This is a genomic window from Microbacterium sp. JB110 (genome assembly GCF_003335195.1).
Classification (GTDB): Bacteria; Actinomycetota; Actinomycetes; order Actinomycetales; family Microbacteriaceae; genus Microbacterium.
Genome location: NZ_QPGM01000004.1, coordinates 228,751 through 246,509, shown reverse-complemented (window position 1 = coordinate 246,509; position 17,759 = coordinate 228,751). Strand labels below are relative to the sequence as shown.

The window sequence follows — 17,759 nt, the reverse complement described above, 5'->3', positions numbered from 1 at the left end:
AGCTGGCCGCATGACGCGACGCGATGATATCGAGTGCTGGCTCACCGACATGGACGGCGTGCTCGTGCACGAGGAGTCCGCGATTGCCGGTGCACCCGCACTGCTCGAGCAGTGGCGCGCGACGGGCACCCCGTTCCTCGTGCTCACCAACAACTCCATCTTCACGCCGCGCGATCTGTCTGCCAGGCTCCGCTCATCCGGAATCGAGGTGCCGGAGGAGAACATCTGGACCTCGGCGCTGGCCACTGCAGCGTTCCTCAAGCAGCAGAACCCCGGCGGCACGGCCTTCGTGATCGGTGAAGCCGGCATCCTCACGGCGCTGCACGAGGCGGGGTTCATCATGACCGAGACGAACCCCGACTACGTCGTCGTCGGCGAGACCCGCAACTACTCGTTCGAAGCACTCACCAAGGCCGTGCGATTCATCAACGACGGAGCGCGGTTCATCTCGACGAACCCGGATGCCACCGGCCCGAGCAAGCACGGGGTGCTGCCGGCGACGGGCGCCATCAACGCGCTGATCACGAAGGCCACCGGGCGCGAGCCCTACATCGTCGGCAAGCCGAACCCGATGATGTTCCGCTCTGCACTGAACCGCATCGGCGCCCACAGCGAGACGACGGGCATGATCGGCGACCGGATGGACACCGACATCGTCGCCGGCATCGAGGCCGGACTGCACACCGTGCTGGTGATGACCGGCATCAGCGACGAGTCCTCGATCTCGCGCTACCCGTTCCGACCCGACGAGATCGTCTCCTCCGTCGCCGAGCTCGTCGACGCCGAGACCCAGGGCGAGGGCGAAGCCGAACTCACCTCGGGAGTCTGATCCGGATGGAACGCGACCTGATCTTCGCCGTCGCCGTGCTGTGCATCGTCGGGGCAATGGTGGTGCTCGCCATGCACTGGTGGCGCGGGCGCGGGAAGTGACGCGATGACTGAGACTCGTTCCGTTGCGAAGCGGCTCACCGTCGCACTTCCGCTGCTCGGCGCGGCGCTCATTCTGTCGACCCTGTTCCTGCCGACTGATTTCGCGTCGACCGGCTGGGCACTCGGGGGAATCTGCTTCGCCGTCGCACTGGTGTGCGCCGTCCGCGTCGTGCGGTCCGGACGACCCGCGCAGAGACGCCGCTGAGCACCGACCCTCTCAGCCTCCGGAGGGACTCACGTGCCCGTCGGCCGTCACAGCGCGAGCGCCGCCGCCCCCAGCAGCGGGCCGTCTCCGTGCAGCGCGCTGCGCACGATCGACACGCGGCGGGCGTAGTCGAGCGGGGCGCACGAGCGTAGCGACTCCCCCACCAGGTCGACGTAGTCAGGCGAGACGTGCGAGAAGCCGCCTCCGACCACGATCGTCTCGAGGTCGAGCAGAGTCGCGGCATCGGCGAATGCACGCCCGACGAGGGTCGCCGATCGCTCGACAGCGGCCACGGCCATCCGGTCGCCTGCGGCTGCCGAGCGCGCGAGATCCTCGCCCGTCTCGCCTGCCCAGCCCTGCGACTGCGCCCAGCGCACGATGTTCGGGCCGGACGCCAGCTGCTCGACCGTGGCCGCGTCCGCCTGGCCGCCTGGCAGGTCGTGCGTGGACACGTGGGTCTGCCCGATATGACCCGCATTGCCCGACCGACCGGTGACCGTTCGACCGTCGATCACGATTCCGCCGCCGATGCCCGTCGAGACGACGACGCTCATCGACGCGCTCGATCCCTGCGCCGCACCCCAGCGGTTCTCGGCGAGCGCAAGGCACGTGCCGTCCAGCCGCAGCGTGACCTCCGACCCGGACGAGACGATGCGTCGCACCACGGCGACGACCTCGAACCCGTGCGCCTGCGGCATGTTCACGGGGTAGATGGCACCGGAGGCGAAGTCGATCGGGCCCGCGCTGCCGATGCCGGTTCCGACGAAGATCGCGCCGTCCGGCACGTGCGCCAACGAGGTGCGCACGACCTGCTCGAAGGCGTCGGCAAGCGACTCAGGCGTGGAGTCGGGGCCGGTCGGCACGCGATTGCGACTGCTGGCGATGATCGCGCCTGATGCGTCGACCAGGGCGCCCTCGAGCTTCGTCCCGCCCAGGTCGAGCGCGAGCGCACAGTTCTCAGACACCGTGACGCCGCTTACTGAGGCGCGAGGCCCAGGTCGTCGAGATCGATGGCGGCGCGCCATTCGAGGCCCTCCGCCTCGATCGCGGCCTGCGCGCCCGTCGCACGATCGACGATCACGGCGACTGCCGCCACCTCGGCGCCGACCCTGCGCAGAGCCTCAACGGCCTTCAGCGCCGACTGGCCGGTGGTCGAGGTGTCCTCCAGCACGACGACGCGCTTGCCCTCGACGTCCGCCCCCTCGATCTGACGGCCGCGGCCGTGGTCCTTCGGCTCCTTGCGCACGACGAACGCGTCCAACGGGTCGTCGGTGCCAGCGGATGCGTGCATCACCGCGTTCGCGATCGGGTCGGCGCCCAGCGTGAGTCCCCCGACGGCGACGATTCCGTCGATGTCGTCGATGAGGTCGCTCATGATCCGGCCGATCGCCGGGGCGGCTCTGTGGTCGAGCGTGAGCTTGCGCATATCGACGTAGTACGTGGCCTTCTTGCCACTGGAGAGCGTGAAGTCGCCGTGGAAGACGGCCTCGTCCCGGATGAGGGAGATGAGGTTCTGACGGTCGGCTTCGAGCGCCGGCGTGGATGCGGTGGCCATGACTGCCAGCATATGAGAGCCCGCGGCACCGCGCGAAGCGCTCACCTGACGCGTTCTGTTCCCCATGGCCTCATCGGCCTACATCTTGCGTCAGGTGAACGGTGCGGGCACGGCGGCATACGCTGGTGCCATGGCACATCAGCCCATCGAGGAATGGCTCGCATCGCACCCGCTGAAGAAGCCGGGGCTCTTCCGCGACGGATATCGTCGCGGCGCCGTCGACGAGGTGACCGACAAGGTGGTCGAGCGGCTCCGCACGAATCGCCAGTACGCAGACCTGATCCGGAAGCTCGACTTCCCCACCGCTCCGCGCGCTGAGGCATACGATCGGCAGGCCGTCGACGACCTCTTCGACAATCTGAAGTGGGGCTCGGACCCGCGCGGTTAGGCTGGATCCATGCGGTTGGCGACGTGGAATGTGAACTCTGTCAGGGCTCGGGCGGACCGGATCGTCGGCTTCGCGGAGCGCGCCGACATCGACGTGCTCGCCATGCAGGAGATCAAGTGCAAGCCCGAGCAGTTCCCGTACGCGGCTTTCGAGGCGGCCGGCTACCACGTCGAGGCGCACGGCCTGAACCAATGGAACGGCGTCGCCATCGCCAGTCGCGAGCCGCTCGAGGAGATCGAATATTCCTTCAACGGAATGCCCGGATTCAAGAAGGGGTATGAGGGCGAAGACGCCCCCCTCGAAGCCCGCGCGATCGGCGCCACAGTGAACGGCGTCAAGGTGTGGAGCCTGTACGTGCCGAACGGCCGCTCGCTCGACGACCCGCACTACACCTACAAGCTGCGCTGGCTCGAGGCGCTCAGGCAGCACACGGCAGACGCCCTCGCCGCACAGCCCGACCTGCCGCTCGCCCTCGTCGGCGACTTCAACATCATCCCTACCGATGCCGACAACGGCGACCCCGACATCGTCGAGGGCACCTCCACCCACGTCTCCCCCGCGGAGCGCGAGGCGTTCCAGGCGCTGTTGAGCGCAGGCCTCACCGACACGGTCCGACCGCTCATCCCCTCCGGCTACACCTACTGGGACTATCAGCGCCTCAAGTTCCCGAAGGATCAGGGCATCCGGATCGACTTCGTCCTGGGCTCGAAGGCGTTCGCCGACGCGGTCTCCGGCGCCAGCATCGAGCGCAGCGAACGCAAGGGCGAACAGCCCAGCGACCACGTTCCCGTCGTGGTCGACGTCGACGTCGCCGCCCCAGATGACGACGACGTCCCCATGATCTTCGGCTGACCCTACGCGAGAGTACCCTTTCGGATCGGTTGCACCCCTTGTTCCCGGATGCACGTGGTCCACTCGATCACAAGGGGTGCGCTCGCGAGGATCTCCGCCGCACGGCGGAGGCGTCGAGCGCGGACCGCGACGTAACGTGGCGGTATGAGCACGCGAGTCCCTCGGTCGGCGCAGGGCGATCCTCCGCCTGACACCCGCAGCGAGCCCGTCGCGCCGGGCCTCAGCAGCGAGTCCGCTCCCAGCGGCAGTCGCGAAGAGGCGCAGCCGGCCCCCGCGCGGGCGAGCCTCTCCCCCGCCCGCGCCGCACCCACGCAGCGCGAGCTGCGGCAGGACTACGTGCTCGCCGCCGCCCTGTTCGTCGCGGCGATGATCAGCGGCGCGCTGTCATCGATCACCGAGTTCTACGGCGAGCAGACAGCAGACCTCGTCTGGGTGCTCCCGCTGGCGATGGGAACCACTTTGCCGCTCGCCGTCCGCAGGAGGTTGCCGATCACGGCCGCGGTCGTCGTGTGCGCCTCGTACTTCTGCGGTGTGACGCTGTACGTTCCCGAGGCCTTCGTGTCGAACGTATCCATGTTCATCGCCATCTACACGATCGGCGCATGGATGAACGACCGCCGACGCGCTGTCGTCGGCCGCGCGATCATGATGGTCGCCATGATGGTCTGGCTGCTGATCTCGACGTACTTCGCGATCGGGAACGCAGCGGACGAGGCCGACGTCGTCGCCGGCGCGATGTCGCCGCTGGTCGCGTACATGCTCATCCAGTGGCTGATCAACGTCGCCTACTTCGGCGGCGCCTACTACATGGGCGACCATGCCTACAGGGCCGCCCTGAACCGACAGGATCTGCGCAGGCTCGCAGAGCAGCTCGAGGAGGAGCGCGAGCTCTCCGCGTCGCAGGCCGTCGCGCTCGACCGGGTGCGCATCGCGCGCGAGCTGCACGACGTCGTCGGCCACCACGTGTCGGCGATGGGCGTTCAGGCCGGCGCCGCCCGCACCATCATGGCCACGAATCCGGATGCCGCAGGCGACGTGCTCAGGGAGGTCGAGCAGGGCGCACGCACGGCGATCGACGAGCTGCATCACCTGCTAGACACGCTGCGCGATCCCGGTGAGAACCACGAGTCCCCTTCCGCGCTGAAGCTGCAGGACCTCGATCAGCTGGTGCGGCAGGTCACCGCCGCCGGCACGCCGACGACCTTCACCGTGATCGGTGACGCCGTTCCGCTTCCGCCCCTGATCGAGACCAACCTGTACCGGATCGCGCAGGAGGCGCTCACCAACGCGCGCCGGCACGCGGGACCGGATGCACGGGCGGACATCCGGCTGCGCTACCGCAGGGACACGGTCGAGCTGGAGGTCACGAACACCGGCAGAGTGCGCGCGGGCGCCCGCCCCGGCGTGGGCCAGCTCGGCATGCGGGAACGTGCGACCTCGATCGGGGGAGTGCTCCACTTCGGGCATCGAGAGGCCGGTTCTGATGGCTCAGTGGAGCGGCCTGGGTATCTGGTGCGCATCAGCGTGCCCCTGCGGGAGAATCCGACGCTCGAGGAGGTCGACGCATGACCGAGCCGATCAGTGTGCTGCTCGTCGACGATCATGCCACGATGCGGATGGGGTTCCGGATGATCCTGGAAGCCTCGGGTATCACGGTCTCGGGCGAGGCAGGCACGGGGGAGGAGGCGATACATTCCGTTCGCGGCATGCGCCCGGACGTCGTCTTCATGGACGTGCAGATGCCCGACCTCGATGGCATCGAGGCGACCCGCCGCATCCGAGCCGATCTGGGCGACAGCGGCCCGCGCATCGTGATCGTGACGACCTTCGATCGCGACGACTATCTGTTCTCGGCGCTCGAGGCGGGCGCGAGCGGATTCCTGCTCAAGAACGCCGGGCCGGAGGAACTGGTCAACGCCGCGCGCGTCGCGGCGTCAGGGGAGGCGCTGCTCGCACCGGAGGTCACGCGGCGCGTCATCGAACGCTTCGCCGCGCAGGGCCGCGCCGATGCCGGCTCTGGCCAGGCGCAGTCGCCGTCGTCGCCCGAGCGCACCGGCGTCACCCTGACCGAGCGGGAAGCCGATGTGCTGCGCCTGCTCGCGCGGGCCATGAGCAACGCGGAGATCGCCGCGGAGCTCTACATCGGCGATGCCACCGTGAAGACGCACGTCTCGAACGTGCTGCTCAAACTCGCCGCCCGCGACCGCGTCGCCGCGGTCGTCTGGGCGCACCAGCACGGGTACGCGTAGCCCGCGAGTGCCTACGCCGTCTGCGAGTGCCTGCGCTGTCGCATAGGCATTCGCGAGGAACGCAGGCACTCGCGGGAGGTGATCAGGCTGCGTAGGCCTTCTGCACCCGCGCGATGAGGCCGAGGAAGGTGTCCAGGTAGGACTGCAGGAACGCCTTGGTGCCCTCGTTGCTGATGTCGCCGTCGCCGTCGATGAGACCCGGGGTGACCTGCACGAAGCCCTCCGGCTGACCCATCACGATCGCGTTCACGTGGCTGAGCACGGCCTTGAGGTGCTGCTGAGCCGCCGCGGTGCCGATCGCGCCGGGCGAGCCGCCCAGCACGGCGACCGGCTTGTCGCCGAAGGAGAAGTCGCCGTACGGGCGGCTGGCCCACTCGATGGCGTTCTTCAGCACGCCGGGGATCGAGCGGTTGTACTCGGGCGTGACGATGACGATGCCGTCGACGCTTTCGATGTGCTTCTTGAAGTCCAGCCCGACCTGCGGGAACTCGGCGTCATAGTCGGAGGAGTAGAACGGAAGGTCTTTGATGACGATCTCTTCGAACTCGACGCCCTCTGGTGCGAGCTTCGCCAGGGCCTCGGCGAGTGCGCGGTTGAGCGAGGTGCTCGAGATGCTGCCGACGATGTAGCCGATGGTGGTCACGGATGGATCTCCTTCATGGGTGGTGGCCGCTGCGGCCGTTCGTGCGTACGAGTGCGGAAACGTGCGCCGGTCGAATCGTATTCCATGCGGATGCATGCATGCTCGGCACAGGGGTGCCTGACCGGCGTCCGTCTCCGCACAGCGGCGGAGCGCGAAGATCCGTCGTGCGGGGGAGGCGGGCGACACAGTCGAATTCGTAGCGTGGAGGCACACACCGAGAAAGGGAGCCCGCCGATGCTGCGACTGAGCGGAATCACGAAGAACTACGGCGAACGCCGCGCCCTCGACGGGGTCACGTTCGATGTCGCCCCCGGCCGTCTGACGGGTTTCGTCGGCGGCAACGGGGCGGGGAAGACCACGACGATGCGGATCATCCTGGGCCTGCTGAACTCGGACGGCGGCACCGTTTCGCTCGACCGGCAGGAGATCACCACGGAGGATCGCCGACGCTTCGGCTACATGCCGGAGGAGCGCGGCCTCTACCCGAAGATGAAGGTGCTCGACCACATCGTCTACCTGGCCCGGTTGCACGGGTTCAGCCGCGCAGACGCCACAGAGCGCGCCACGGCGATCCTGGACCGGCTCGGGCTGGGGGAGCGGCTCACCGACAACATCGAGGCCCTCTCGCTGGGAAACCAGCAGCGCGCCCAGATCGCCGCAGCGCTTGTGCACGACCCAGAGGTGCTGATCCTCGACGAGCCGTTCAGCGGCCTCGATCCACTCGCCGTCGAGGTGGTCGCCGGCGTGCTGCAGGATCGCGCGGCGGCCGGTGCCAGCGTGCTGTTCTCGTCGCACCAGCTCGACGTGGTCGAGCGTCTCTGCGACGATCTGGTGATCATCGCCGGCGGCGAGGTGCGCACCTCCGGCCCCCGCGAGCGGCTTCGCGAGGAGCACGCCACCAACCGCTTCGAACTCGCCGCGGCGAAGGACGTCGGCTGGGTGCGCGAGGAGCCGGGCATCCAGGTGCTCGATTTCGACGGCGGGTACGCGCTCTTCGACGCCGACGACGACGCAGCGGCGCAGCGCGTCCTGCAGCGAGCAGTCTCGTACGGCGAGGTCGCTCGCTTCGCCCCCCAGCAGCCTTCCCTCGCCCAGATCTTCAAGGAGGTCATCCGATGACGCTCGCAACCGATGCCCGCTCGATCTCGACCGCGCAGGCCACATGGCTCGTCGCCGAGCGCGACATCCTCTCGCGCCTGCGCAGCAAGGCGTTCATCATCTCCACCCTGATCCTCGTGCTGATCGCGGTGGGCGGCATCGTCTGGATGGGGATCTCGAGCGCAACGACATCCGGAACGCCCGTCGCCGCCACGGCGGACTCAGCCGAGATGCTCCCCGACACCGAGGACCTCGAGGTCACCGAGGTCGCCGACGCCGCAGCAGGCGAGGCGCTCGTGCGCGACGGCACAGTCGACGCGTTCGTGACGCCCAGTGCTGGCTCTGCGACCGGCGTGGAGGTCGTCGCACTCGATGAGGCGCCGGACGACGTGACGTCGCTGCTCGCCGTGCACCCCGAGGTGACGCTGCTCGAGGATCCGGCCGTGCCGTTCTTCCTGCGCTACATGCTCGGGCTGATCTTCGGCGTGCTGTTCATGGGCATCACGCTCACCTTCGCGATGCCGATCGCCACAGCGGTCGTCGAGGAGAAGCAGACCCGCGTCGTCGAGATCCTGATCTCCACGGTCTCGGCCCGCGCACTCCTGGCAGGCAAGGTGCTCGGCAACCTGATCCTCGCGCTCGGTCAGATCGTGGTGCTGGCCGCCGCATCGATCATCGGCCTCGCGGTGACGGGGCAGGGCGACTTCGTGACCGATTTCGGCGCACCCGTCGCATGGTTCGCGGTGTTCTTCGCGCTGGGGTTCCTGCTGCTGTCGGCGATGTTCGCCGCCGCCGGTTCGATGGTCTCGCGCCAGGAGGACATCTCACCGACCGTGATGCCCGTGATGTACCTGGTGATGCTGCCGTACTTCCTCGTGGTCCTGTTCGGCAACAACCCGGTCCTGATGAACGTGATGAGCTACGTCCCGTTCTCGGCACCGACCGCGATGCCGGTGCGCCTCTACTTCAACGAGGCGGCATGGTGGGAGCCGGTGCTCTCCCTCGGCGTTCTGGCCGTGTCCTGCGTCATCATCATCGCCGTCGGGGCGCGAATCTACGAGAACTCGCTGCTGAAGATGGGCGGCAGAGTCAAGGTGCGCGAGGCGCTGAAGGGCTGAGTGCTCCGGATGCACGAAGGAGGGCCGCGGGGTGCACCCCGCGGCCCTCCTTCGTGCTGGCGACTCAGTCGACCGTGAGTTCGCGCATCGAGTCGATCTCGTCGGAGATGTTCTCCAGACCGCACGACACGTATGCCTGCATCGTCGTACCCGTATCGGCGAAGGTGCGCCAGTACCAGCGCTCCTTCGTCACGGAGACGGTGTCATCGACCCAGGCGAGGTCGACGTTGTACGCCTGGAACTCGATCGTGCCTGCCGGCGACTCGAGTGCGACCGTCCCGGCCTCCTCGATCGTCTGGCTGTCGATCGACGGGTCATCCTCCAGAGAGGCGAGGTAGGCGTCGAAATCAGCCGTGGACGCCTCGGCGTCGTTCGCCGCATCGCCCTCGGCTCGATCGGGATTCACATCGGCGACCGGAAGCGTGTAGCCGACGAACGAGCACGTCTGGCCGTCCTTCGTCGCTTCGAAAGCGGTGGCGTCCTGCCTGGTGAAGTCCCAGTCGCCGCTCGTCACGCCGTCCGCGTTCCACGCGTAGGTGATGTCCGTCGGCCCCGCGTCGCTCAGCGCGAAGTCCGCGCCCTCCGCCGTCTCCTCGCCGCGGCCGTCGAACAGGTGCATGGCGTCCGCGATGAACCAGCCGCCGACGAGAATGACGACCAGGCCGCCGCCGACGGCCCAACCGATCCAGCCGCGCTTGCGCTTGGGCGGCTGCTGCGGGCCGGGCAGGAAACCGGGCTGGCCGGCGTATCCGGGCTGCGCCGCGTACCCCGGCTGCTGACCGTACCCGGGCTGGCCGCCGATCTGACCGTAGCCCTGCTGCGCACCGGCGGGGGACTGCTGCGCGGCGTACGGGTCAGCCCCGGCCTGAGCGGCCTGAGCGGTCTGGTCGGCGCGGGCGGCGTACGGGTCGGCGGGCGGTGCCGGCTGCTGCGCGCTCGGCGCCCCCTGGTACGGATTCTGCGGGTCGACATCCGGTGCGCCGGCGTACGGGTTCGGCTGCTGCGCCGCCGGGTCACCGGGCGCCGCTGCCTGGGGCTGTGCGTCGCCGCCCTCCTCCCAGGGGAGCGGCGGGAGCTTCGGCGCGGGCGGAAGCCCGGAGTCCGGCGGGGTCTGGTCGCCCTGGTTCGATCGATCGTCGTTGTTGCCGCTCATGGCGGTCTCCTCCCCCTGCGAAAATTCTCAGATAAAGCGTACCCGGATCCGAGGGCGTCACTGGGCCCCGCGTCGGGCCTACTGCATCCGGAGCTGTCCGACGCTCTGCTCGACCATCTCGGCCGTCGGCTCCTGATCGCAGACGAGCTGCACGTGCATCTGCGTTCCCGCTTCGGCGAAGCTGCGCCAGTACCACCGCTCCGTCGCCCGGGAATCGGCGTCGACGTCGAGGATGACGTCGACGCCGAGGAACTCCACCGCCCCTGCGTCGAACGGCACGGCGAACGATGAGACCTGCTCCGACCCGGATTCCTCTCCGTCTTCTGCGTACGCCTCGATCGCGTCTGCGAGGTCGCGCTGGGTCGCCGTGGCGTCATCCGTCGCGCCATCCGACGCGAACCGGGATGAGGAGAATGCCATGACGTTGCAGAAGTGCTCGCCGTCGTCCCAGACGCCGACGACGCTCTCCGGAGAGTCGTCGTACACCTCCCAGTCGCCGCCGGGTTCGGCCGCGAGCCAGCCCAGCTCAAGGTCTGTGGGCACGGACTCGTCGAGCCTGATCGCCCCTATTGGTGCCCCTTCCTCGCCCGACGCGCTCCCGTCCGAATCCGGGTCGTCATCCGTCTGCTCGCCGCCGCCCCCGACGGGTCCGGATGAATCATCGGCCGGCGCGCTCGCGCTCTGGCTCGGCAGCAGGCTGATCACGTAGCCGACGATCAGCACGGCCGCGATCAGCACGACCACGCCGATGCCGATCAGCCACCCCGCCCATACCGGGAACCCGCGCTTGCCGGGCGGCGCCGCGACAGGCGCTCCGTACCCCGGCGCACCGCCGTAGGGAAGAGCCGCGGATGCGGCAGCGCCTCCCTGCCCGCCGTACGCGGCCGTGCTCCCGTAGGCGCCGGAAGGAGCGGCGTACGCCTGCGGAGCGTGATTCGCGGCTCCGGGTGCCGCAGACACCGGATGCCCCTGAGCGCCGGGGGCGTATCCGTGGATTGGCGCACCGTATGCCTGACCGTGCGGAGGCTGCTGGCCCTGCGGTGCGGCATATGGAGGCAGCCGTTGCGGTTCGGCGGCACCCTGCGGAGCACCGAAGCTCTGGGCCGCGGCCGGCTGGAACAGGGGAGTGCTCGCCAGCCGCGGCGGGTGCGACGAGGGAGCGGCCGGCGGTTGTTCAGCTCCGGGCGATGGTGCGCCCTGCGCGCCATCCGGTTCCTGCTCCCATGGCAGCGGAGGAAGTGCGTGCGGCTGATTCGCCTCGGGCAGCCGCCACCCGTTCCCGCCGGTTCCGTCCGCGCCGCTGCCGCTCATCCCGGCCCCTTCCCCCGCACCGCGTGTTCACGTCGAGGCTACCGCGCCCCGCCGACGTCGCCGCAAGTATTCAAGTCTCCGGCAATTCCGCAGCCGACAGCAGAAGAAAAGCCGGAGACGTGAAGAGTTGCGCTATTCGGCGGGGGCGGAGTCGATCTGCAGCTGGGAGGCATCGGGGGAGGGGGAGACCCGCACGGTGTCGCCGTCGCGCACGCCGCCGGCGAGGATCGCCTTTGCGAGACGGTCCTGGATCTCGTGCTGGATCAGACGCCGCAGCGGGCGCGCGCCGTAGGCGGGGTCGTAGCCGCGCTCGGCGAGCCACGCCCGTGCATCCGGTGTGACCGCCAGCGTGAGGCGGCGATCCGACAGCCGTCGCTGCAGCAGATCGACCTGCAGCTCGACGATCTGCGCCAGCTCGTCCTGCCCGAGCGCGTGGAACACCACGATGTCGTCGAGACGGTTCACGAACTCCGGTTTGAACGACGTCTGCACCAGCTGCATCACCCGCTCGCGCTTGTCGTCCGCATCGATGGTCGGGTCGATCAGGATGGGCGAGCCGATGTTGCTGGTCAGGATCAGGATCGTGTTCTTGAAGTCGACCGTGCGACCCTGGCCGTCGGTGAGGCGGCCGTCGTCCATCACCTGCAGCAGCACATCGAAGACCTCCGGATGGGCCTTCTCGACCTCGTCGAGCAGCACCACCGAGTACGGGCGGCGACGCACGGCCTCGGTGAGCTGGCCGCCCTGGTCGTAGCCGACGTATCCGGGAGGGGCGCCGACCAGCCGTGACACGGAGTGCTTCTCGCCGTACTCCGACATGTCGACGCGCACCATGGCCTGTTCATCGTCGAAGAGGAACTCCGCCAGGGCCTTGGCCAGCTCCGTCTTGCCGACGCCGGTCGGGCCGAGGAACAGGAACGAGCCCGTCGGTCGGTTCGGGTCGCTGATGCCCGCACGGGAGCGGCGCACCGCATCGCTGACCGCCGTGACCGCCTCCTTCTGGCCGATCAGCCGGCGGCCGAGCTCGCTCTCCAGATGCAGCAGCTTCTCGGTCTCGCCCTGCAGCAGCCTGCCGACGGGGATGCCGGTCCACGCCGCGATCACTTCGGCGATCGCCTCATCGGTGACCTGGTCGCCGACCATCCGCTCGTCGGACTGCTCAGCCTTCTCCGCCTCGGCGACCTGCTGCTCCAGATCCGGGATCTCGCCGTAGAGCAGTCGTGACGCGCGTTCGAGCTTGCCCTCGCGCTGGGCGCGCTCGGCCTCGCTGCGTGCCGCATCGAGACGCGACTTCAGGTCGCCGACGCGGTTGAGCGAACTGCGCTCCGCCTCCCAGCGCTGCTGCAGCGCGGTCAGCTCCGCCTCCTGATCGGCGAGGTTCTCGCGCAGCCTCGCAAGCCGCTCCTTGCTGGCGGGGTCCTTCTCCTTCTTCAGCGCGAGCTCCTCGAGCTTCAGCCGGTCGACATGCCTGCGCAGTTCGTCGATCTCCAGCGGCGCCGAATCGATCTCCATCCGCAACCTCGACGCCGCCTCGTCGATCAGGTCGATCGCCTTGTCAGGCAGCTGACGCGACGGGATGTACCGGTGCGACAGAGACGACGCGGCCACGAGCGCGCCGTCGGAGATGGTCACCTTGTGGTGCGCCTCGTAGCGCTCCTTCAGCCCGCGCAGGATCGCGATGGTGTCCTCGACGCTCGGCTCGCCGACGTACACCTGCTGGAAGCGGCGCTCGAGCGCGGCGTCCTTCTCGATGAACTCGCGGTACTCGTTCAGCGTCGTCGCACCGATCATCCGCAGCTCGCCGCGGGCCAGCATCGGCTTGAGCATGTTCGCCGCGGCGACCGAGCCCTCGCCGCCGCCTGCGCCCATCAGCACGTGCAGCTCGTCGATGAAGGTGATCACGCGGCCCTCCGACTCGGTGATCTCCTTGAGCACACTCTTCAGCCGCTCCTCGAACTGGCCGCGGTACATCGCGCCGGCCACCAGCGCCGAGATGTCGAGGGCGATCAGCTCGCGCCCCTTCAGCGATTCGGCGACGTCGCCGGCGACGATGCGCTGGGCGAGGCCCTCCGCCACCGCGGTCTTGCCGACGCCCGGCTCGCCGATGAGCACGGGGTTGTTCTTCGTGCGCCTGGTGAGCACCTGGCTCACGCGCCGGATCTCGCTGTCGCGCCCGATCACCGGGTCAAGTCGGCCGCTCCGGGCCAGCTCGGTCAGGTTGATGCCGAACTCCTCCAGCGCGCTCTTCTGTTCCTCTTGACCTGCCATGAGCCCTCCCGTGCCCTTCCCTCGCAACCCGAACACAGCATCCGGATGAAAACTTGAGTCTTACAAGCTCAAGTTTAGCAGGGTGGAGTGGAGCGCGGAAGCCGTCAGAGCTGCGTTCCCAGGCGACGCGCCTCGGCCTCGGCGTCGGCGAACTCCTGTTCCGCCCTGTCGGCGCCCAGCGCGGGAATGCGGTCGGCGAGGGTCCTGCTGGCTGCCACAACGTGCACGGTCATGCCGAGATTTGCGCCCAGCACGAGCCGGAGCGGCGGGATGACGTGGTCGTCGTGCTCGGTCGTCGTGCCGCGGTCGTAGGCCGCGCCCTGCGCGGTGAGCAGCACGACGCCGCGCCCTGCCATGGGCTGCGCCTCGGCGCCGGGGAACGGGGCGGTCAGCCCCGGCACATGGATGAGGTCGACCCAGTTCTTGAGCGTCGCCGGCATCGAGTAGTTGTACATCGGCGCGCCGATCACCACGGCATCGGCGGCGAGCAGCTCGTCGACGACCTCCTTCTGCACCGACTCCAGCTCATCCGGCACCGTCGCCCCGTCTCGCAGCTGCTCGGGCCAGTGCCGCGCCGGGGTGCTCAGATGCGGAAGCGGGTTCCTGTGCAGATCGCGCACCGCAACGGTGTGGTCGCCCCCTCGTGCGGTCCAGGCCTCGACGAAGGCATCGGTGAGCGCGCGCGAACGCGATCCGGTCAGGTCGGCGGAGGAGTCGATTCGCAGCAGTGTCGGCATGCTCCGACGCTATCGGCTCCGGGAGGCGTCTGCGGGTCACTGTACGGAGCGCCGACGTCAGGGCGCGGCGAGCGATTGGGCCAGCCGCTGCAGCGCCGGGAGGCCGATCTGCTCATCGATCAGCGGGATCCGCGTGATCGGTGCGCCCAGGTCGAGCGACGCCAGCTGCTGCTCCTCGCGCTCACGGCGCACGGGGAGCACGTCAGCGGGGGAGAGGCGGTTGGCCACGACGCCGATCAGGCCGACGCCGAGTGCGTCGAGCTGGGCGGCCACTTCGCGGCTCTCGGCGATCGGCATCGGCTCGGCGACGGTGACCAGCACGAAGCCGGTCCGCTCCGGGTCCGTGATGGCGTCGCGCATCAGCGCGAACCGCGCCCGGCGCGCCAGCAGCACGCGGCGCAGCTCGGCATCGCGATCGCTGGTGTCCTTGGTGCCGCCGAGCGCGCCGTACGCCACCGCGTACCTCTCCGACCTGTCGCGGTTGGCGAGCAGCTTCTCCGTCCATCCGGTCATCCGATCCGGCATCGCCAGCAGGTGCAGGGTGTGACCGGATGGGGCGGTGTCGAACACGACGAGGTCGTAGCGGTCCAGCCCGGTCTCGAGCGTCTCGGCGACGCGCTCGAGCACGGCGGACTCGTGCGTGCCCGGCGCATCGCGCGCCGACTCGAGGTGCTCGCGCGCCGCACGGTGCAGCCGCTCCGGCAGCAACCGCTCCATGGTGCCGCGCACAGCGCGCAGGTGCTCGTCGACCGTGCGGGCAGGGTCGATCTCGATGCCGTCGACCAGACCCGGCCGCGCCCCGGCATCCGTTTCGCTCGCACGTCGACCCTCGGCATCCGGAGCCTCACCGTCGTTCGCGCTCTGCGCGCCCGCGGCATCGTCCGTCGCCTCCCGGCTCACGGCATCCGGAGCCCGCCCGCTCTCAGCACCTCGCGCATCCGGTCGCCACAGCGCGGTCACATCGTCGCCGACGGCTCGCTCCCAGAGGTGCCCGAGGTTGTGGGCGGGGTCGGTCGAGACCACGAGCACCCTCGCCCCCGCTCTGGCGCGGGCGAGCGCGAGGGACGAGGCGATCGACGTCTTGCCGACGCCGCCCTTGCCGCCGACGAACAGAGCACGGCGCGAGGAGCTGTCGCTCAGCAGCATGAGATGTGGTCCAGGGGCGATCGTTCCATTCCCGCCCGTTGGTGCCAGTCGTGGAAGTCGTCGTAGACGGCAGGCAGCAGTTCGGCGGTGTAGTAGGCGGCGGGGTCGGGCACGCCGAGCGATTCGGCGAGCACGACGAGCATGAAGTGGTCGTCCTCGTCGCGCCTGGCGACCGCGAACGTCTTCCGGTACGGGCCAGCGTAGAACTCCTGCAGGCCGCGCGAGAATGCCCGGAAGCCGCGCACGATCGCGACCCAGCGCGACGAGGACGTCACACTACTTCACCGTTCGCACCGTTGTGGTGACGTGGTCGACGAGGTCGGCCTCGGCTTCCTCAGGATCGTCGGCCGCGGCGCGGCGCATCGCGGCGATGCCCTCGGCGCCGACCCAGATCGTGGCGATGATGATCACGATGTCGAGGATCAGCAGCAGCCAGTTGGTGTCCGTGCCGCCGTTCCAGAAGGTGCCGAGCTGCACGATCGCCGCCCAGAAGGCCGCGACGAAGACGAACACCAGCGGAATCACCGCGACCAGCACGTTGCGCCGCTTCCGGATGAGCATGATCGAGACGATGATCAGCGTGAGCGAGGCGAGCAGTTGGTTCGTGGTGCCGAACAGCGGCCAGATCGTGAGGCCGCCTGAGCCGTCGATGCCCTGGCTGAAGACCAGTGCAACGCACACGACCAGCACGACGATGGTGGCGATGATGTTGTTCAACTTGAAGCCGACCACTTCGGCGGCCTCCTGGAACACGAAGCGCAGCAGGCGCACCCCGGTATCCATGGTGGTCGCCGCGAAGAGCACCGCCATGGTGGCGAGCACGGTCGCCGACAGCGACTGCGGCAGGCCGAGGCCCATCTCGATGATGTTGCCGCCGCCTTCGACGAAGGCGTTCACGCCGCCCTCGTTGAAGGCGCTGTAGATCTCCTCCCAGCGGCCCACGCTCTGGATGCCTGCTGTTGTGGCGATGATGGCACCGAGCGCCAGCATGCCCTCGCCGACGGCTCCGAAGTAGCCGACGAACCGGGCATCCGGCTCCTTGTCCAGCTGCTTCGACGTGGTTCCGCTGGCGACCGCGCCGTGGAACCCGCTGATCGCACCGCACGCGATCGTGACGAACAGCAGCGGCCAGATGGCCGGCGTGCCGTCGGGGACGGCGTTGTTGATGGCCGGTGCGACGAAGCCGTTGCCGAAGAACAGACCCGCGATGATGGTGCCGACGAACAGCACGGCGAGACCGATGAACAGCTGCACGCCGTTGATGTAGTCGCGCGGTTGCAGCAGCAGCCACACCGGCAGCAGCGACGCGATGCCCGCGTACAGGAACAGGGCGATGATCCAGAACGTGGCGGGGCTCATGCCCATGATCGGGTCCGGCAGCACGACGGGGAACCGGTCGCCGAGCCAGATCAGTGCGTACAGCGCCACGACACCGACGACCGTCACGGCGGTGAGGTTCCACTTCAGCTTGTAGACGGCCAGGCCGATCAGCAGCGCGACGGGAATCGCCCCCCACGACGGGATCACGGCGGACGGGTTGCCGATCAGCAGGTTCTTGATGACGACCGCGAAGGCCGCGATCACCATGAGCAGAAGCAGCCCGATCACGACGAGGAAGACGTAGGAGCCGCGCCGGCCGATGTAGCGGGCCGCGAGGGCGCCGATGGACCGGCCCTTGTTGCGCTCCGACGCCCACAGCGCGCCCAGGTCGTGCATGCCGGCGAAGAACACCGTGCCGATCGTGACCCAGAGGAAGGCAGGCAGCCAGCCCCAGATGACGGCGACGGCCGGCCCGACGATCGGAGCCGCGCCGGCGACCGAGGTGAAGTGATGCCCCCACAGCACGAACTTGTTGGTGGGGACGTGATCGACGCCGTCCTTCTTCTCGTGCGCCGGTGTGACGAACGCCGGATCGAGCCGCAGCACGCTCTTGCCGAGGTACCGGGAGTACACGAGATAGCCGAAGGCGAAGATGCCGAGGCCGATGACCAGGAGGAGGACGGAGTCCATGCCTGCACCTTTCTGTCTGCACTGACAGCGGGAAGCGCTGATTGCCGCATGGCTGCGGCACCCAGACAACCTACCCCGATCTTCACATCGGCAACA

At 68.8% G+C, this 17,759-nt stretch carries 18 protein-coding genes; 8 read left to right on the top strand and 10 right to left on the bottom strand.

Features of this window, described 5'->3' with window-relative positions:
- The first annotated feature begins 10 nt into the window (after positions 1-10).
- Together CIK77_RS09525 and CIK77_RS09520 are read left to right on the top strand one after the other, a co-directional pair.
- Positions 11-829 carry an HAD-IIA family hydrolase gene (locus tag CIK77_RS09525; RefSeq protein ID WP_087055819.1) on the top strand — a complete coding sequence of 273 codons (819 nt, stop codon included), beginning with the start codon at positions 11-13 and terminating at the stop codon, positions 827-829.
- Positions 830-934: 105 nt separating this feature from the next.
- Positions 935-1,135 (top strand): hypothetical protein, encoded by a 201-nt coding sequence (locus CIK77_RS09520; RefSeq protein WP_087055820.1) that lies wholly within the window; start codon positions 935-937, stop codon positions 1,133-1,135.
- Between the two features lie 47 nt (positions 1,136-1,182).
- Here CIK77_RS09520 and CIK77_RS09515 read toward each other — a convergent pair whose 3' ends face one another.
- Complete coding sequence (locus tag CIK77_RS09515) at positions 1,183-2,100, bottom strand: ROK family protein (RefSeq protein ID WP_249268670.1); 918 nt, start codon at positions 2,098-2,100, stop codon at positions 1,183-1,185.
- An 11-nt stretch (positions 2,101-2,111) separates the two neighbouring features.
- Entirely contained in the window at positions 2,112-2,690 is a 579-nt protein-coding gene (gene pyrE / locus CIK77_RS09510) for an orotate phosphoribosyltransferase (RefSeq protein ID WP_087055919.1), read from the bottom strand.
- Positions 2,691-2,820: 130 nt separating this feature from the next.
- Here pyrE and CIK77_RS09505 point away from each other — a divergent pair, with 130 nt between their 5' ends.
- From CIK77_RS09505 to CIK77_RS09490, 4 genes are all read left to right on the top strand, one after another.
- Positions 2,821-3,078, top strand: coding sequence for a hypothetical protein (locus tag CIK77_RS09505; RefSeq protein ID WP_140403556.1), 258 nt, complete (start codon positions 2,821-2,823; stop codon positions 3,076-3,078).
- Between the two features lie 9 nt (positions 3,079-3,087).
- The gene (locus CIK77_RS09500; protein ID WP_087055823.1) at positions 3,088-3,930 is read left to right on the top strand and encodes an exodeoxyribonuclease III; all 843 of its coding nucleotides are present in this window, start codon (positions 3,088-3,090) and stop codon (positions 3,928-3,930) included.
- A 144-nt stretch (positions 3,931-4,074) separates the two neighbouring features.
- Positions 4,075-5,499, top strand: coding sequence for a sensor histidine kinase (locus CIK77_RS09495; RefSeq protein ID WP_087055824.1), 1,425 nt, complete (start codon positions 4,075-4,077; stop codon positions 5,497-5,499).
- Positions 5,496-6,179, top strand: coding sequence for a response regulator (locus tag CIK77_RS09490; protein ID WP_087055825.1), 684 nt, complete (start codon positions 5,496-5,498; stop codon positions 6,177-6,179). Before CIK77_RS09495 ends, CIK77_RS09490 begins: the two co-directional genes overlap by 4 nt.
- Positions 6,180-6,261: 82 nt before the next feature.
- Here the strand turns inward: CIK77_RS09490 and CIK77_RS09485 are convergent, their stop codons facing one another.
- The gene (locus CIK77_RS09485; RefSeq protein WP_249268671.1) at positions 6,262-6,822 is read right to left on the bottom strand and encodes an NADPH-dependent FMN reductase; all 561 of its coding nucleotides are present in this window, start codon (positions 6,820-6,822) and stop codon (positions 6,262-6,264) included.
- Between the two features lie 234 nt (positions 6,823-7,056).
- Between CIK77_RS09485 and CIK77_RS09480 the strand changes: the two genes are divergently transcribed.
- Together CIK77_RS09480 and CIK77_RS09475 are read left to right on the top strand one after the other, a co-directional pair.
- Complete coding sequence (locus CIK77_RS09480; protein ID WP_087055827.1) at positions 7,057-7,941, top strand: ABC transporter ATP-binding protein; 885 nt, start codon at positions 7,057-7,059, stop codon at positions 7,939-7,941.
- Positions 7,938-9,038 carry an ABC transporter permease gene (locus CIK77_RS09475; RefSeq protein ID WP_087055828.1) on the top strand — a complete coding sequence of 367 codons (1,101 nt, stop codon included), beginning with the start codon at positions 7,938-7,940 and terminating at the stop codon, positions 9,036-9,038. Before CIK77_RS09480 ends, CIK77_RS09475 begins: the two co-directional genes overlap by 4 nt.
- Before the next feature lie 64 nt (positions 9,039-9,102).
- Here CIK77_RS09475 and CIK77_RS09470 read toward each other — a convergent pair whose 3' ends face one another.
- The 7 genes from CIK77_RS09470 to CIK77_RS09440 form a co-directional block, all read right to left on the bottom strand.
- Positions 9,103-10,191 (bottom strand): hypothetical protein, encoded by a 1,089-nt coding sequence (locus CIK77_RS09470; RefSeq protein WP_087055829.1) that lies wholly within the window; start codon positions 10,189-10,191, stop codon positions 9,103-9,105.
- 78 nt (positions 10,192-10,269) lie between these two features.
- The gene (locus tag CIK77_RS09465; protein ID WP_087055830.1) at positions 10,270-11,502 is read right to left on the bottom strand and encodes a hypothetical protein; all 1,233 of its coding nucleotides are present in this window, start codon (positions 11,500-11,502) and stop codon (positions 10,270-10,272) included.
- Between the two features lie 132 nt (positions 11,503-11,634).
- Complete coding sequence (locus CIK77_RS09460) at positions 11,635-13,770, bottom strand: ATP-dependent Clp protease ATP-binding subunit (protein WP_087055831.1); 2,136 nt, start codon at positions 13,768-13,770, stop codon at positions 11,635-11,637.
- A 104-nt stretch (positions 13,771-13,874) separates the two neighbouring features.
- The gene (locus tag CIK77_RS09455) at positions 13,875-14,507 is read right to left on the bottom strand and encodes an FMN-dependent NADH-azoreductase (protein ID WP_087055832.1); all 633 of its coding nucleotides are present in this window, start codon (positions 14,505-14,507) and stop codon (positions 13,875-13,877) included.
- Positions 14,508-14,564: 57 nt separating this feature from the next.
- Positions 14,565-15,653 (bottom strand): ArsA family ATPase, encoded by a 1,089-nt coding sequence (locus CIK77_RS09450; protein ID WP_087055833.1) that lies wholly within the window; start codon positions 15,651-15,653, stop codon positions 14,565-14,567.
- Positions 15,644-15,928, bottom strand: a complete 285-nt coding sequence (locus tag CIK77_RS09445; protein ID WP_249268672.1) for a cory-CC-star protein — start codon at positions 15,926-15,928, stop codon at positions 15,644-15,646. The genes CIK77_RS09450 and CIK77_RS09445 overlap by 10 nt, the downstream gene beginning before the upstream one ends.
- Position 15,929: 1 nt before the next feature.
- Positions 15,930-17,663: a carbon starvation CstA family protein gene (locus tag CIK77_RS09440; RefSeq protein ID WP_087055834.1), complete on the bottom strand. Its 1,734-nt coding sequence runs from the start codon at positions 17,661-17,663 to the stop codon at positions 15,930-15,932.
- Positions 17,664-17,759 lie beyond the last annotated feature (96 nt).

Bases quoted from the DNA above. Each gene is read 5' to 3' on its own strand.
- CIK77_RS09480 (WP_087055827.1), top strand. From the start codon at position 7,057: ATGCTGCGACTGAGCGGAATCACGAAGAACTACGGCGAACGCCGCGCC.
- CIK77_RS09475 (WP_087055828.1), top strand. From the start codon at position 7,938: ATGACGCTCGCAACCGATGCCCGCTCGATCTCGACCGCGCAGGCCACA.
- CIK77_RS09500 (WP_087055823.1), top strand. From the start codon at position 3,088: ATGCGGTTGGCGACGTGGAATGTGAACTCTGTCAGGGCTCGGGCGGAC.
- CIK77_RS09490 (WP_087055825.1), top strand. From the start codon at position 5,496: ATGACCGAGCCGATCAGTGTGCTGCTCGTCGACGATCATGCCACGATG.
- CIK77_RS09460 (WP_087055831.1), bottom strand. From the start codon at position 13,770: ATGGCAGGTCAAGAGGAACAGAAGAGCGCGCTGGAGGAGTTCGGCATC.
- CIK77_RS09470 (WP_087055829.1), bottom strand. From the start codon at position 10,191: ATGAGCGGCAACAACGACGATCGATCGAACCAGGGCGACCAGACCCCG.
- CIK77_RS09455 (WP_087055832.1), bottom strand. From the start codon at position 14,507: ATGCCGACACTGCTGCGAATCGACTCCTCCGCCGACCTGACCGGATCG.
- CIK77_RS09440 (WP_087055834.1), bottom strand. From the start codon at position 17,663: ATGGACTCCGTCCTCCTCCTGGTCATCGGCCTCGGCATCTTCGCCTTC.
- CIK77_RS09495 (WP_087055824.1), top strand. From the start codon at position 4,075: ATGAGCACGCGAGTCCCTCGGTCGGCGCAGGGCGATCCTCCGCCTGAC.
- pyrE (WP_087055919.1), bottom strand. From the start codon at position 2,690: ATGGCCACCGCATCCACGCCGGCGCTCGAAGCCGACCGTCAGAACCTC.
- CIK77_RS09520 (WP_087055820.1), top strand. From the start codon at position 935: ATGACTGAGACTCGTTCCGTTGCGAAGCGGCTCACCGTCGCACTTCCG.
- CIK77_RS09525 (WP_087055819.1), top strand. From the start codon at position 11: ATGACGCGACGCGATGATATCGAGTGCTGGCTCACCGACATGGACGGC.
- CIK77_RS09465 (WP_087055830.1), bottom strand. From the start codon at position 11,502: ATGAGCGGCAGCGGCGCGGACGGAACCGGCGGGAACGGGTGGCGGCTG.
- CIK77_RS09450 (WP_087055833.1), bottom strand. From the start codon at position 15,653: ATGCTGCTGAGCGACAGCTCCTCGCGCCGTGCTCTGTTCGTCGGCGGC.
- CIK77_RS09505 (WP_140403556.1), top strand. From the start codon at position 2,821: ATGGCACATCAGCCCATCGAGGAATGGCTCGCATCGCACCCGCTGAAG.